Origin of the sequence: Nocardioides sp. YIM 152315 (assembly GCF_029210375.1) — a bacterium.
In the GTDB taxonomy this organism is placed as follows: Bacteria; Actinomycetota; Actinomycetes; order Propionibacteriales; family Nocardioidaceae; genus Nocardioides.
The window spans coordinates 1-13,877 of the sequence record NZ_JARGER010000008.1; the positions used below are offsets into that span (position 1 = coordinate 1).

The 13,877-nt window shown below is 72.0% G+C and carries 13 protein-coding genes; 8 read left to right on the forward strand and 5 right to left on the reverse strand.

Features of this window, described 5'->3' with window-relative positions; genetic code table 11:
• The first annotated feature begins 1,153 nt into the window (after positions 1 to 1,153).
• The 4 genes from PZ894_RS01145 to PZ894_RS01160 all read left to right on the forward strand — a co-directional run bounded on the left by PZ894_RS01145 (position 1,154) and on the right by PZ894_RS01160 (position 7,002).
• On the forward strand, positions 1,154 to 2,134 hold the full coding sequence (locus PZ894_RS01145) for a peptidoglycan-binding protein (RefSeq protein ID WP_275741616.1): 981 nt from the start codon (positions 1,154 to 1,156) through the stop codon (positions 2,132 to 2,134).
• Between the two features lie 22 nt (positions 2,135 to 2,156).
• Positions 2,157 to 2,819 carry a lysophospholipid acyltransferase family protein gene (locus PZ894_RS01150; protein WP_275741847.1) on the forward strand — a complete coding sequence of 221 codons (663 nt, stop codon included), beginning with the start codon at positions 2,157 to 2,159 and terminating at the stop codon, positions 2,817 to 2,819.
• 131 nt (positions 2,820 to 2,950) lie between these two features.
• Complete coding sequence (locus PZ894_RS01155) at positions 2,951 to 5,095, forward strand: hydantoinase/oxoprolinase family protein (protein WP_275741618.1); 2,145 nt, start codon at positions 2,951 to 2,953, stop codon at positions 5,093 to 5,095.
• Positions 5,092 to 7,002 carry a hydantoinase B/oxoprolinase family protein gene (locus PZ894_RS01160; protein ID WP_275741620.1) on the forward strand — a complete coding sequence of 637 codons (1,911 nt, stop codon included), beginning with the start codon at positions 5,092 to 5,094 and terminating at the stop codon, positions 7,000 to 7,002. The genes PZ894_RS01155 and PZ894_RS01160 overlap by 4 nt, the downstream gene beginning before the upstream one ends.
• Here PZ894_RS01160 and PZ894_RS01165 read toward each other — a convergent pair.
• From PZ894_RS01165 to PZ894_RS01175, 3 genes are read right to left on the reverse strand one after another with little or no spacing between them, the layout of a single operon-like run.
• Positions 6,978 to 7,691 carry a hypothetical protein gene (locus tag PZ894_RS01165; protein WP_275741623.1) on the reverse strand — a complete coding sequence of 238 codons (714 nt, stop codon included), beginning with the start codon at positions 7,689 to 7,691 and terminating at the stop codon, positions 6,978 to 6,980. The two genes, PZ894_RS01160 and PZ894_RS01165, sit on opposite strands and share 25 nt — an antisense overlap.
• Before the next feature lie 16 nt (positions 7,692 to 7,707).
• Positions 7,708 to 8,439: a hypothetical protein gene (locus PZ894_RS01170; protein WP_275741625.1), complete on the reverse strand. Its 732-nt coding sequence runs from the start codon at positions 8,437 to 8,439 to the stop codon at positions 7,708 to 7,710.
• The gene (locus PZ894_RS01175; protein WP_275741849.1) at positions 8,432 to 9,016 is read right to left on the reverse strand and encodes an RNA polymerase sigma factor; all 585 of its coding nucleotides are present in this window, start codon (positions 9,014 to 9,016) and stop codon (positions 8,432 to 8,434) included. The genes PZ894_RS01170 and PZ894_RS01175 overlap by 8 nt, the downstream gene beginning before the upstream one ends.
• 123 nt (positions 9,017 to 9,139) lie before the next feature.
• Here PZ894_RS01175 and PZ894_RS01180 point away from each other — a divergent pair, with 123 nt between their 5' ends.
• Together PZ894_RS01180 and PZ894_RS01185 are read left to right on the forward strand one after the other, a co-directional pair.
• A complete protein-coding gene (locus tag PZ894_RS01180; protein ID WP_275741627.1) occupies positions 9,140 to 9,817 on the forward strand; it encodes a hypothetical protein in 678 nt (225 codons plus the stop codon).
• 10 nt (positions 9,818 to 9,827) lie between these two features.
• A complete protein-coding gene (locus PZ894_RS01185; RefSeq protein ID WP_275741628.1) occupies positions 9,828 to 10,505 on the forward strand; it encodes an NAD(P)H-binding protein in 678 nt (225 codons plus the stop codon).
• Between the two features lie 18 nt (positions 10,506 to 10,523).
• Here PZ894_RS01185 and PZ894_RS01190 read toward each other — a convergent pair whose 3' ends face one another.
• Together PZ894_RS01190 and PZ894_RS01195 are read right to left on the reverse strand one after the other, a co-directional pair.
• Positions 10,524 to 10,898, reverse strand: a complete 375-nt coding sequence (locus PZ894_RS01190; protein WP_275741630.1) for a VOC family protein — start codon at positions 10,896 to 10,898, stop codon at positions 10,524 to 10,526.
• A gap of 127 nt (positions 10,899 to 11,025) precedes the next feature.
• Positions 11,026 to 11,241, reverse strand: coding sequence for a hypothetical protein (locus tag PZ894_RS01195; RefSeq protein WP_275741632.1), 216 nt, complete (start codon positions 11,239 to 11,241; stop codon positions 11,026 to 11,028).
• Between the two features lie 132 nt (positions 11,242 to 11,373).
• Between PZ894_RS01195 and PZ894_RS01200 the strand changes: the two genes are divergently transcribed.
• Both PZ894_RS01200 and PZ894_RS01205 read left to right on the forward strand, forming a co-directional pair.
• Positions 11,374 to 12,117: an SDR family oxidoreductase gene (locus tag PZ894_RS01200; RefSeq protein ID WP_275741634.1), complete on the forward strand. Its 744-nt coding sequence runs from the start codon at positions 11,374 to 11,376 to the stop codon at positions 12,115 to 12,117.
• Positions 12,118 to 12,266: 149 nt separating this feature from the next.
• Positions 12,267 to 13,877, forward strand: a complete 1,611-nt coding sequence (locus tag PZ894_RS01205) for a carboxypeptidase-like regulatory domain-containing protein (protein ID WP_275741636.1) — start codon at positions 12,267 to 12,269, stop codon at positions 13,875 to 13,877.

Sequence of the window (13,877 nt, forward strand, 5' to 3'; positions counted from 1 at the left end):
GGGCGGTCAAGGGCGCGAAGGGCGAAGCGAACCCTTGACCGCCCTGGCGGAGGACGAACACTGGCGCCGCCGGGAGGACGCCAACACTCACTGCCCCCGGGGGCACCGCGCCCAGCTCGACGTACCCGACCACCCGGGGTGGTTTCGAGACAGACGCCAGCGCGCCATCCTCAACCACCGGTGGCCCCTGCGGTGGTTTCGAGACGGGCGCCAGGGCGCCTTCCTCAACCACCGTGACGCTCGGGCGGCTTCGAGACAGGAGCGGGGGCGCCTTGCTCAGCCGCTGGGACCGTGGTCGCGAGGCTCGTCGCCGGGCGCTCCCACCGGGCCGAGTTCTCCACAGGCGCGGTGGAAAACCTGTGGGAACCGGGCCGTCGGCTGTGGACCACGGGGCCTTCGCCTGTGGGCGAACCGGCCGTTTCGGTGGAACCGGAGGAATGTCGGCCGGAGGTCTTGCGCGCCGTGGGACCCAGGGCATAGAACTTCTCCCACGCACTCCGGCAACGGGGAGCGGGACAGCTCGGAGACGAGGGTCCACACGGTGGTCCGCCAGCTTGCTGGAGGAGCACCGCGGCGGCTGGGTGACGAGGCCGCCGGGACCGGAGGAGCCGAGCGTGTCGACCGGAAGCGTCACCGGTACCGGTCAACCGAAGGGCCCTTGCGACTCATACTCGCAAGGGCCCTTCCTTCATTTCCGGTACCAGCGGCCAGGAGGGGCATGCCGGCGTCGCATCCGCGAGCCCATCTCCGATCCCGCTCAACTGTGGGGATCTGAACGAATTCTGTGGACAACGCGCACCTGATCTGTGGACGAACCAGCGAATTCCGGTGGAACCGGGAGAATGTCGGCGCAAGGCCTTGCGCGCGGCGTCACCCAGGGCATAGAACTTCTCCCACGCACTCCCGCAAGGGTGGGCGGGACAGCTCGGAGACGAGGGTCCACACGGAGCGTCGCCGGCTTGCCGGAGACGTTCCGCGGCGGCGAGGTGACGACGTCCGCCGGGGCCGGAGTCGACGAGCGGTCGACCGGGAGCGTCACCGGTACCGGTCACACCGAAGGGCCCTTGGAACTCATACTTCCGAGGGCCCTTCACCTTTTCCGACAAGGGTTTCCCCGGTTCCGCGGGCAGGGTGCTCGTGCTCGGATGGGTGCATGACCCGGACACTCCGCACCCTCGTGGGCTTCGTCCTCGTCGCGCTCGTGGCCGTGCTGGCGCTCGGCGTCGCGAGCCCGTCGTACGCCGCGACCTACCCGACGCTGTCGACCGGCTCGACGGGCGCGAACGTCGCGAGCCTCCAGTACCTCCTCACCTCGCGCGGCTATGCGACCGCCGCCGACGGCGACTACGGCAGCGGGACGAGGGCCGCGGTCACGGCGTTCCAGTCGGCCGCCGGCCTGACGGCCGACGGCGTCGCCGGTCCGGCCACCTTCGGCGCCGTCGTCAGCACGCTCCGCCAGGGTGACACCGGGCCGGCCGTGCAGGCGCTCCAGGTCCAGCTGGTCAAGCACGGCGCCTCGATCTCCACCGACGGCGACTTCGGCCCCGCGGCCGACGACGCGGTGCGCTCCTTCCAGTCGTCCCACGGGCTCGCCGTCGACGGCGTCGTCGGCCCCGCGACCTGGCAGGAGCTCCTCGGCACCGGGGGAGGCGGGGCGACGCCAGGGACGACGTACGACTCGCTGTCCGAGGAGCAGAAGGCCAACGCCCGGACGATCATCGGCGTCGCCAAGGGCGCGGGGGTGCCACAGTACGGATGGGTGATCGCCCTCGCGACCGCGATGCAGGAGTCGACCCTGATCAACCTCGACTACGGCGACCGCGACTCGCTCGGGCTCTTCCAGCAGCGCACCAGCCAGGGCTGGGGCACCGAGGCGCAGATCATGGACCCGGTGCTCTCCAGCAAGGCGTTCTACGGCGTCGCCGCCCACACGTCCAACCCGGGCCTCCTCGACATCAGCGGCTGGGAGTCGATGTCGGTCACCCAGGCGGCGCAGGCGGTCCAGCGCTCGTGCTGCCCCGACGCCTACGCGAAGTGGGAGACGCTCGCACGCGACATCGTCGCGCACGAGTCCGGGGCACCGACCATTCCGCGAGCCGACACCCCGGGCAGGAGTCGGCGGACCGGCCGGTAACCGCGAGACTTGGCCCGTGGTCATGTACTCGGTCCTGCACGCGGTCGTGCCGCCGGTCGCGAAGCTGATCTGGCGGCCCACGGTCACCGGGCTGGACAACGTCCCCCGCACCGGCCCGATCATCCTGGCCAGCAACCACCTCAGCTTCGCCGACAGCCTGGTCATCCCGATCGTCGCGCCGCGCAAGGTCGTCTTCCTCGCCAAGTCCGACTACTTCACCGGCACCGGGATCAAGGGACGACTGCAGAAGGCATGGTTCGAGGGCATGGGCCTGATCCCGGTCGACCGCGACGACTCCCGCGCCGCGATCGCCAGCCTCGACACCGCGCTGGAGGTGCTCGGCCGCGGCGAGGCGTTCGGCATCTACCCCGAGGGCACCCGCTCCCGTGACGGCCGGCTCTACCGCGGCCGCACCGGCGTCGCCCACCTCGCGCTCACGGCCGGCGTGCCGGTCGTGCCTGTGGGCATCACCGGCACCGAGAAGCTGCAGCCCATCGACTCGCGACTGCCGCGGGTCGTGCCGGTCACGGTGACGTTCGGTACGCCGATCGACGTCGCGGGACGGTACGACGGGGTGCCGCTCGGCAAGGCCCGTCGCGAGATCACCGACCAGATCATGCGCGCGATCCAGGCGCTGACCGGCCAGGAGGAGGCGGGGGTCTACAACGCTCGGCCCGAGGAGTGAGCGAAGCGAACGTCTCGAAAGGGACGGCCCGCCCGGCGCGGGGCGGGCTGGCAAAGGTTGCCGCGAGACGGCTGGTTCGTCGGCAATCTCTGCCGTGGGCCGGACCTGACGCCGCCGGTTGAATAGGGCGCATGGCAGAGCGGCAGCGACGGATCCGGATCGGCATCGACACCGGCGGCACCTTCACCGACGTGGTGGCGTTCGACGAGGACACCGGAGAGCTGGTGACCACCAAGACGCCGTCGACGCCGAGCAACCCGGCCGACGGCTTCCTCGCCGGCATCGACAAGGTGCTCGGCCTGCTCGGAGCCACCGGCGCCGACATCGACGCGGTCAGCCACGGCACCACCGTCGCGACCAACCAGCTGCTCGAGGGCAAGGTCGACCGGCTCGGGTTCATCACCAACACCGGCTACGAGGCGATGCTCGAGATCGCCCGCCAGTCCGTGCCCGACGGCTACGGCAACTCCTACTTCTGGGTCAAGCCCGACCGCATCGTCCCGCGCGACCGCGTCAAGGGCGTCGAGGGACGACTCGACGTCAACGGCGACGAGGTCCGACCCTTCGACGAGGACGGCGCCCGCGCCGTCGCGCGGTGGTTCAAGGAGCAGGGCATCAACACCCTCGGCGTCTGCTTCCTGCACGCCTACGCCAACCCGGTGCACGAGGACCGGATGCGCGCGATCCTGGCCGAGGAGCACCCCGAGGCGATCGTCTCGCTGTCGAGCGAGGTGCTGCGCGAGTACCGCGAGTACGAGCGCGCGATGACCACCCTGGTCGACGCGGCCGTGAAGCCCAGGCTCTCGGCGTACGTCAACAACATCAAGGCGCGGCTCACCTCGTACGACGACCGCACCATCCCCTTCTACGTCATGAAGTCCAACGGCGGCGTGCTCTCGGCCGACGAGGTCGTGCACCAGCCGATCACCACCGTGCTCTCGGGCCCGGCCGCCGGCGCGCTGGGCGCCGCGCTGATCGCCAAGGTCGCGGGCTTCGACAAGGTGCTCACCTCCGACGGTGGCGGCACCTCGACCGACGTGTCCGTCGTGATCGACGGCGAGCCGACGCTGACGACCGAGGGCTCGGTCGGTGCCTTCCCGTCGAAGATCCCGATGATCGACGTCGTGACCGTCGGTGCGGGCGGCGGCTCGATCGCCTGGCTCTCGCCCGAAGGCAACCTCAAGGTGGGTCCGCAGTCGGCCGGCGCCGACCCCGGCCCGCTCTGCTACGGCAAGGGCGGCACCGAGGTCACGATCACCGACGCCCACGTCTTCCTCGGCCGCATCCCCCCGCACCTGCTCGGCGGCGAGATCCCGCTGGACGTCGACGCCGCCCGCAACGGCATCGAGGCGCTCGCCAAGCAGCTGGGCCTCAGCCCGGAGGCCTGCGCCACCGGCATCCTCGAGATCTCCGCGTGGAACCAGGCCAACGCGCTGCGCCAGGTCACCGTCAAGCGCGGCCTCGACGTCCGCGACTTCGCGCTCACGACGTTCGGCGGCTCCGGCTCGCTGCTGCTGTGCCGGCTGATGGACGTGCTCGGCATCCCGACCGTCCTCGTCGCGCCCAACCCGGGCAACGTCTCGGCGTTCGGCCTGCTCACCGTCGACGTCAAGAACGACTACGTGCAGACCCACGTGGCGCTGGCCGACAAGCTCGACGCGGCGGACGTGGCCCGCGTCTTCGACGGCCTCGCCAAGCAGGCGACGGTCGCGCTCTCCAAGGAGGGCTTCGCCGCCGACGAGCACCAGTTCGTCCGCACCGCCGACCTGCGCTACTTCGGGCAGGCCTTCGAGGTCCGTGTCGCGGTGCCCGACGGACCGGTCGACGCCGACGCCCTCGACGAGGTGGCCCGCCGCTTCCACGCCGAGCACCGGGTCCTCTACGGCTACGACTTCTCCGGCGACGACTCTCAGCAGGTCGAGTGGGTCAACCTCCGGGTCTCCGGGATCGGTCCGATCCGGCGGCCGGAGATCAAGCGCCACGGTGGTTTCGAGACAGGACTTCGTCCTTCCTCAACCACCGACACGGTGGTTGAGGAAGGCGCCCTGGCGCCTGTCCCGAAACCACCGCGCCAGGTCTGCTTCGACGCCGAGCAGGGGTACGTCGACACGCCCGTGCTCTGGCGGCCCGACCTCGCCCCGGGCACCGTCGTCGAGGGGCCGGTGATCATCGAGGAGTTCGGCTCCACGGTGCCCGTGCACCCCGGCTTCGCCGTCCGCATCGACGAGTTCCTCAACCTCATCGTGACCCGCAGCCAGGAAGGCAGCCAGGCATGAGCCGTCGCGCCCCCACGCAGTTCCCCTTCGGCCACCTGACCGCCGACGCCGGCGCCAGCGCCGATCCGGTGCTCGTCGAGATCGTCCAGGGCTCACTCGCGAGCGTCGAGATGGAGGTCGAGACCGCCATCGGCCGCACCAGCCGCAGCCCGATGATCCGCGACGCCCACGACTTCCGCGCCGGCATCCACGACCGCCTGCTGCGCAAGCTGACCGGCCGCTCGTACTCCGCGCTCGTGCACCCGGTCGCCCGCGACTTCCTGATCGAGGAGATGCGCGAGGGAGACGTCTTCTTCCACAACGACGTCTACCGGTCCGAGGGCGGCATCGGGCACCTGCCCGACCTGTGCGTGACGGTCCCCGTCTTCAGCGGCGGCAGGGTCGTCGCCTTCGTGCAGGCCTTCGGCCACCACGACGACATCGGTGGCGCCGTGCCCGGCTCGATGCCCTCCAACGCCACCAGCGTCTTCGAGGAGGGGCTCATGGTCCCGCCGATCCGGCTGTGGGACGCCGGCGTCCCCAACCGCGCGGCGCTCAGCATCATGACCCGCAACTCCCGGATGCCCGAGTCGCTGGCAGCCGACCTCGACGCCGAGTGCTCGGCCTGCCTGATGGGCGCCCGCCGGCTCGGCGAGCTCTTCGACCGGTACGGCGTCGAGACCGTCGAGTCCTGCTTCGACGCGATCATCAGCCGCACCACCGACACCTACCGCCGCGAGATCCTCGGCAAGATCCCGGTCGGCACGTGGACCTGGGAGGACTACGCCGAGCACGACGGCGTCGACGACCCGCAGCTGCACACGCAGCGCATCACGCTGACCCGCACGCCGGCCGACGACCCCGAGGGGGAGCGGCTGATCCTCGACTTCGACGGCACCTCGCCCCAGGCGAAGGGCCCGATCAACCACTGCGGCGACTACAGCGACGGCGTCTTCCTCAAGAAGTGGCTGGCGCCGATCCTGCGCAACCTCGCCGACAGCCCCGAGCGGATGGCCGAGCTCGACGTCAACGAGGGCATCGTGCCGCTCATCGAGATGCGGTTCCCCGAGCCCGGCACGCTGCTGACGCCGGTCTTCCCGGCGCCGACCAACGCCCGCACCTTCGTGATCCTCCGGCTGCTCGGCGTGCTCGCCGGCGTGGTCGCCAAGGCCGTCGACGGCAACATGCCCGCCGACCAGGAGACGATCCGCTACACCGGCGTCTACGGCGAGGACCTCGAGGGCCGGCCCTACCTCATGCGCGAGGTGCTCGGCGGCGGCTCGGGCGGCCGCTACTACGCCGACGGCGAGGACACCATCCACGTCGTGCCGGACTCCCGCAACCTCCCCACCGAGTTCACCGAGGCGCGCTTCCCCTTCCGCGTCGAGGCCCTGACGCTCGCGACGGACAGTGGGGGCGCGGGCCGGTTCCGCGGCGGCCTCGGCTACGAGAAGCACATCCGGATGCTCAAGGACGGCCACTTCATGTCGATCGCCGACCGGTCCATCCTGGCCTGCTGGGGCGTCAAGGGCGGCCACGCCGGCAGGCCGTTCGAGGTCACGATCGACCCCGGCGGTCCGAACGAGCGCGAGGTCGACGCCCTCGCCGACGCCGAGGAGATCAAGGCCGGCGAGGTGGTACGGATCCGCACCACCGGCGGTGGCGGCTGGGGCAACCCGCTCGACCGCGACCCCGCCCTCGTCGTCCGCGACGTGGTGTGGCGCAAGGTCTCCCCGGAGGCCGCGCTCGCGTCGTACGGCGTGGTGCTCACCGGCTCGCTCGACGACGACTCCCTGTCGTACGACGAGGCCGCGACCGTCGCCGAGCGCGCGAGCCGTCCGGAGCCGAGCGAGGCGTTCTTCGACCGCGGACCGGGGTACGCCGAGCTCGCGTCCGGTGCGGCCTATGCCGAGGTCGACCTGGTCTGAGGCACGAGCCAGTCGGCGTCGGGGTCCGGCTCGGGCTCGTCCTCCCGCGTGGGGCGCAGCCGCAGCCACGCCACGGTGAGCAGGACGCCGGCGGCCAGGCCTCCGAGTCCCCACCAGACGCCGTCGACCGGGGCGGACGACCCGGCGGAGGACGCGGCGGCCGGCGCCGACGTCGGCGGCTCCGCCCGGACGGGAGCCGGAGCGGGAGCGGTCCTGTCCGTGAGCAGCCGGTCGAGGAGCAGCGAGAGCTCCTTGCCCGATGCGGCCCGGTGCCACACGACCGGGCTGTCCCAGATCGAGCCGGTCTCGCCGTCCATCACCTGCGTCGAGATCCACGGACCGCCCTCGGCGTCGAGGTAGACGCGGTCGATCCGCCACGGCTGCACGTCGTGGATCAGCCAGGTCACGGTCACGCCCGGGCCGCTCTCGTGCGTGCGGCCCGACGGGTCGGCGGGGCCGGTCCCGCCGTTCGCGCCGACCAGGTCGGCAAGCCGGTCGTACTCGGGATCGGTGTAGTAGACCGAGGCGGTCCTCCCCTCACCCGGGACCGAGAGGAGGGCGCTGGTAGGCCCGCCCGCCGACGCGGGCGGCGGCGTCAGCGGCGCCAGGGCGACGACGGCGACGACGGCGACGACGGCGATGAGTGGTGCGCGGAGCGTGAGCACGGCTGCCTCCTCGGGACGGTTCACTGGTGGTACACCGCCGTCAGCCGACAGGTTCCGACGACTCCGCGACCCGGATCGCCCGCCCGAGGTCGATGTCGCCCTCGAGCCGGAGCGTCGTGGCGCCGTCCTGCCAGATCAGCGTGTGCCCGGCGAGCCGGGCGGAATGGGTGACCTGCGTGCCGTCGGCGTCGATCAGCGCGACCTCGTGCGGCTCCTCGAACCAGAGCGCGTCGCCGCCGTCCACGCCGACGAAGGTGACCCCGGGCGTCCGCTTCACGACGGAGTAGTCCAGGCGCGCGTCGAACTGGTCGAGGCGGAGTACGCCGGCGTCGTCGGTCGTCCAGCTCATCGACACCCTGCGCCGGTCGGGCGACACCTCGACGCCGTCGGGGTCGCCCAGCCCGGCGGGCGCCGACACCGGGAACCCGACCAGCGCCGCGGCCTCCGACAGCCGCCCGGCCACCGGCAGGTCGGGAGGCGGGGGCGCCGGGTCCGAGGTCCCGGCGCCGCCCGGCTCGACCCGCACCGCGCCGAAGCCGAACCAGTCCGCGACGGCGGCGCGCACGGGCGGCGTGGCCAGCAGGCCCACGACGATCGCGACGACGACGAGCGCGGCCAGCCGGCGTCGCCGGGTCCACCACTCCGCCGTACGCCGTGTGGGCGGGTCGGCCACGCGTCGCAGCACGGCGCCCGCCAGGCCCTCCGACGGCGCCGCGACGTCGGCGCCGCGGCCCAGCGCGACCAGGTCGCGCACCAGCTGGTCGTCAGCCACCGCGGGTCACCTCCTCCGGCAGGTCGGACTCGGCGTCCAGCACGTCCCGCAGGCGGGCCAGGGCACGGTGCAACCGGGACTTCACGGTGCCGCGCGGCCACCCCAGGACGGTCGCGGTCTCGGCCTCGTCGAGGTCGAGGAGGTAGCGGCAGGTCACCACCTGGCGATGGTGCGGCGACAGGCCCGCGAGACCGCGGACGAGGGCGTCCTGCCGCTCCCGGGACAGCACGGACTCCGCCGGGTCGTCGGGCCGGGAGAGGAGCAGCGGCGCGGCCCGCTCCCACTGGCGTTCGCGCGCCGATCGCCGGGACGTGGACCGGTGCAGGTTGCGGGCCTCGTTGGCGACGATCCTCAGCAGCCACGGACGGAACGGCGCCCCGGGCCGGAACCGGTCCAGCGCGGCGTACGCCTTGACGAAGGCCTCCTGCACGACGTCCTCCGCGTCTGCGCCGGCACCGAGCAGGGCGGCGGTGCGCAGCGCGATCGGGGCATGGCGACCCACCAGCTCCGCGTACGCGTCGCGATCACCGCCGCGTACCCGGGCCAGCAGCTCAGCATCGTCCGGGCCGGCGTGCAGTTCGGTGTCCCTCTCTCGTCCGACCTGTGTACACCACCGCGCGCCCGGAGGTTCCCGACCTTGTGCGCGGATCTGCGGAGGCGCACCATGAGAGGCACGGCGCGTCGCGAGAAGGTGAAGCCGATGGGCACGACAGATGTCCTCCGCAGCTCGATCCATCACTCCCAGGACCGTCTCGTCGACCGACTGGCCGACGCGCGCTCGATGGAGGCGCCGCCCGACCGTCCACGCGAGGGACATGCCCGGATCGACGCGTTCCTCTCCAGCGCGAGCAAGCACCTCCATGCCGTCGACGAGGTGCTGCTCCAGCCGACCCGTCGTGGCGTGCCGGACGGCGGGCCGCTCGTGCACGACTACCTGCGCTCCGTCAAGGACCTCGAGGTGGTGCTCGCCCACGTGAAGGCGCACGAGTACGGCTCGGTCTACGAGACGTCGTTCTCGTGGCCCGAGGTCTGGGGCGACGTCGAGCACGCGATGACCGACCACCACCGCCACGAGGCGGTGCTTGGCGACCGGCTCAGCGACACCCTCGACGACGAGGAGCTCCAGGACCTCGCGCAGCGGCTCTACTCCGCGGAGCTGGCGGCTCCGAGCCGGCCGCACCCCTACACCCCGCACACGGGCCTGTTCGGGGCCGTCGCCCGCAAGGTGATGCACACCGCCGACCGCTTCTGGGACACGGTCGAGGGGCGGATGGTGCCCGAGCCGGTGCCGCCCCCGAAGAAGAAGCCGGGCCTGGTCGCGCAGTACTTCCTGGCCGACCCGCGCTTCGACGAGGAGGAGCGGCGGCCCAGACCCTAGGGTCGGGGGCATGACGCGGATCGCCGTCCTGGGAGGACACGGGAAGACCGGCCGGGCGGTCGCCGTCGGGCTCGCCGACCGGCGCGCCGAGGCGGTGCCCCTGGGGCGCGGCGCGTGGCCGGACCTGCCCGACGCGCTGGCCGGCTGCGACGCGGCGTACCTGATCGCGCCCAACCTGCACCCCGACGAGCCCAGCTACGTGGGTCAGGCGCTCGCCGCCATGTCGGTCGCCGGAGTCCGCCGCGTCGTCTACCACTCGGTGGCGTCGCCGTACGTGCCCGAGATGCCGCACCACCTGGGCAAGGCGGTCGCCGAGTCGCGGGTGCGCACGTCGGGCCTGGCGTGGACGATCCTCCAGCCCGGCGCCTACCTGCAGAACCTCGACCTGTCGGGCCCGACCGTGCGGGTGCCGTACGACGTGGACGCGCCCTTCGGCCTGCTCGACCTGGCCGACCTCGGTGCCGCCGCCGCGAGCGTCCTGCTCGAGGACGGCCACGACGGCGCGACGTACGAGCTCGCCACGCGCCGGACGACCACGCGCGAGCTCGCCGAGGAGGCCGGCCTCGTCGCCGAGCGCGTGCCGGATCCGGGCACGCATCCGTGGCTGAGCGCGATGTTCGACTACTACGACCGCTTCGGCCTGCCGGTCGGCACGCTCCCGCTGCGGGCCCTGCTCGGTAAGAGCTGACCGGTCGGAGCTGACCGGTCAGGCGTTGGCGCGGACGATCTGCTGGAGCGCCCACCGGTTGCCGTCCGGGTCGGCGAAGTAGACGAACCGGCCCCACGGCTGCTCGTCGACTCCCTCGCAGTCGACGCCGCGCTCCCGCAGGTAGGTGAGGGCGGCGTCCGCGTCGTCGACGACGACCTGGATGAGCTGCGAGGAGCCCTGCGGCATCATCTCCAGCCCGACGCCGAAGCAGAACGAGCACGCCGAGCCCGGGGGCGTGACCTGCACGAAGCGCAGCTCCGGGCTGACGCGCTGGTCGTGGTCGACCGTCCAGCCGACGGTGTCGCCGTAGAACTCGACCGACCGGTCCACGTCGGCGACGGCGATCGGGACGAGCTCGATCCTGAAGTCCATCGGGTGCTCCTTCTGGTGGGGTTGGGTACCACCAGTCAACCGCGGATTCAGGTCAGTTCCTGACCGTTGTGGCCGGCCGATCCGGAGAGTGTGCGACCCGACCTGCGGGCCGCCCTGCGACGTCAGGTCAGTCGTCGACCTCGGCGACCACGACGAGCTGTGCGCTGTCGGGATCGACCCAGATCCGGTCGACGCCCTCCCGGCGCAGGGTTGCCTCGATGGCGTCGAGCAGCGCGAGCTGCAGCGACACGCTGGCGTCGGGGTGGACGGTCACGATCTCCTTGATCGCGCGGCGCAGGGGGGCCGGACCGGTGGGGGCGGGGGCGGTCGTCTGGACGCTCATGCGGGTTCGATCGGCCGTCGCGGGCGACTGCTGCGGAGTGAGGCCCGCGTTTACCCAAAGTTGGGGGTCATGGCGCCGTTCCACCCGATGCCCGGTACTCGTGTGGGCCGCCCGCCCTGACAGACTCACCGCATGCGCCGACTCTCCCTCGTCACCGGCGGCACCCGCGGCATCGGCGCAGCGATCGCCCTCCGGCTGGCACGCGACGGCCACGACCTCGTGCTCGGCCACGCCCGCGACGACCGCGCGGCGGAGGAGGCCCGGCTCGCGGTCGAGGACGCCGGCGCCCGCTGCGCCGTCGTGCGCGCCGACCTCACCGACCCCGACGGGGTCGACCGGCTGTTCGCGGCCGCGGCGGAGCACGGGCGGCTCACCGGCGTCGTCAACAACGCCGGCGCGACGCTGCACCTCGGCCGGCTCGCCGAGACCCCGCCGGCGATCGTCGCCGCCACCGTCGACCTGAACCTGACCGCGGCACTGCTCGTCGCCCGGGCCGCGGTGCGCACGCTCGGCACGTCGTACGGCGGCGCCGGCGGCGTGCTCGTCAACGTCAGCTCGGGCGCCGCGACCCTGGGCGCCCCGGGGGAGTACGTCCAGTACGCCGCCGCGAAGGCCGGCGTGGACGCGATGACGGTCGGGCTGGCGCAGGAGGTCGCCACCGACGGGGTGCGCGTCGTCGGCGTGGCGCCCGGCATCGTCCGCACCACGATCCACGCCGACGCCGGCGAGCCCGGGCGCGTGGACCGGGTCGGGCCGCGGGTGCCGCTCGGCCGCGCCGGCGAGCCCCACGAGGTCGCCGACGCCGTCGGCTGGCTGATGAGCGACGAGGCGTCGTACGTCACCGGCACCACGCTGCGCGTCGCCGGCGGGCGATGAGCGGGGCCTCGGCGACGGATCGTTGGTCTAGACCGGTCGCGTCCGCCCCGTGGTGTGCCGCGAATCGGACTCCAGGCGTCCTTTAAGGTTTCTCGCATTGTCGTCCGTCTCGGACGGGATCTCGGATCACTCATGAACGGGGGACTCTCTTGACCATCGCCACCCCGACGCCCCGGCGTCGGCTCCTCAGCGCCGCCGCAGTGGCTGCTCTCGCCGGATCGGCGCTCGTCGCCGGCACCGCGACACCCGCGTCGGCCGTCCCGATCCCGCCAGGATCGATCACCGGCGTCGTCGTCGGTCCGGACGGGGCGCCGGCTCCCGGCGTGTCCGTCTACGTCACCGGCGACCTCAACGGCGACGGCGACTACAACGATCCCGAAGACTCCTTCGACAACATCGACACCGGCGCCGGTGGCGACTACGCCTTCGCTCACCTCGCCGCCGCCAACTACCAGGTCCAGTTCTCGGGGCCGGGCTACCAGAACCAGTCGACCCTGGTGTCGGTCGGTGCGGGCAACTCGGCCCTCCCGACGACGATCCTGGCCGCCGAGGCTCCCTTCGTGGTCGTCGACGCCAACACCGACATCACCGGCACCGTCACCAACGCCGCGACCGGCTTGGCGCTCCCGGGCGCCAGCGTCACCGCCTACAACGCGACCACCGGCGCGTACGTGCAGGGCACGACGGTCGACGTGACAGGTGCCTACGAGTTCGAGGATCTCGACCCGAGCATCCCGGTCAAGCTCATGTTCACCCGAAGCGGTGGGGGCGGCCTGCTCGGCTACGAGAACCAGTGGTCCGGCGGTGCCCGCAGCAAGGGCGCTGCCGCCGTCGTGACGCTCACCCCCGGCACGCCCGTGACCGTCTCGGCGGCGCTGACGCAGTACGCCGGCATCACCGGCAAGGTGCTCAACCCGGGCGGCGGGGTGCCGTACTCCGCGTCGGTCGTGGCCTTCGACGCCGACACCGCCGCCGTCTCGTTCGCGACCGTGCGACCCGACGGCGCCTACTACCTCGACGGCCTGCATGCGGGCGAGAGCTACCGGCTCCGGTTCACCGGCTACGACCTCGTCGGCAACGACACGGCCAACGACGGCCACACCTACCTGGACGTCTGGCACGGCGGAAGCAACGACTTCACCCACGCGACCGCGCTGACGACGGGCGCACCCGGTACCTTCACCACGGGCATCGACGCGACGTTCGACGACAGCCTGACCGTGCTGGAGAAGCCCTCGATCGCCGGCACCTTCGCGATCGGCAAGACGCTGAAGGCGAACCCGGGCCGTTGGAGCAAGAACGGCGGCTCGGTCTTCACCTACGCGTGGCTGCGTGGCTCGAAGACCCTCGCCACCGGACCGACGTACAAGCCGGCCAAGGCGGACGCGGGCCGGAAGATCAGCCTGCAGGTGACGAACAGCAACCTCTACGCCGGCGAGGAGCGCGTCGCCACGGTCACCGTGACCGGCAAGGTCGCCAAGTACGCCTCGAAGATCGACAAGTTGGCCAAGACCAAGAAGGGCAAGCTGACCGTCAAGGTCAAGGCCGGTGGTGAGAAGGCCAAGAAGATCAAGGGCAAGGTCGTCCTCAAGAAGGGCAAGAAGACCATCGCCAAGGCCAAGGTGAAGAAGGGCAAGGCGAAGTTCCCGCTCAAGGGACAGCTCGCCAGGCCCGGCAAGCACAAGTTCACCGTCAAGTACACCGGCAACAAGACCACGTTCGCCTACCAGGGCAAGATCAAGGTCACGGTCAGGAAGTAG

What these genes read in the sequence shown, in the direction of transcription:
- PZ894_RS01145 (WP_275741616.1), top strand. Translation starts at nt 1,154, where the DNA reads ATGACCCGGACACTCCGCACCCTCGTGGGCTTCGTCCTCGTCGCGCTC.
- PZ894_RS01150 (WP_275741847.1), top strand. Translation starts at nt 2,157, where the DNA reads ATGTACTCGGTCCTGCACGCGGTCGTGCCGCCGGTCGCGAAGCTGATC.
- PZ894_RS01155 (WP_275741618.1), top strand. Translation starts at nt 2,951, where the DNA reads ATGGCAGAGCGGCAGCGACGGATCCGGATCGGCATCGACACCGGCGGC.
- PZ894_RS01160 (WP_275741620.1), top strand. Translation starts at nt 5,092, where the DNA reads ATGAGCCGTCGCGCCCCCACGCAGTTCCCCTTCGGCCACCTGACCGCC.
- PZ894_RS01180 (WP_275741627.1), top strand. Translation starts at nt 9,140, where the DNA reads ATGGGCACGACAGATGTCCTCCGCAGCTCGATCCATCACTCCCAGGAC.
- PZ894_RS01185 (WP_275741628.1), top strand. Translation starts at nt 9,828, where the DNA reads ATGACGCGGATCGCCGTCCTGGGAGGACACGGGAAGACCGGCCGGGCG.
- PZ894_RS01190 (WP_275741630.1), bottom strand. Translation starts at nt 10,898, where the DNA reads ATGGACTTCAGGATCGAGCTCGTCCCGATCGCCGTCGCCGACGTGGAC.
- PZ894_RS01195 (WP_275741632.1), bottom strand. Translation starts at nt 11,241, where the DNA reads ATGAGCGTCCAGACGACCGCCCCCGCCCCCACCGGTCCGGCCCCCCTG.
- PZ894_RS01200 (WP_275741634.1), top strand. Translation starts at nt 11,374, where the DNA reads ATGCGCCGACTCTCCCTCGTCACCGGCGGCACCCGCGGCATCGGCGCA.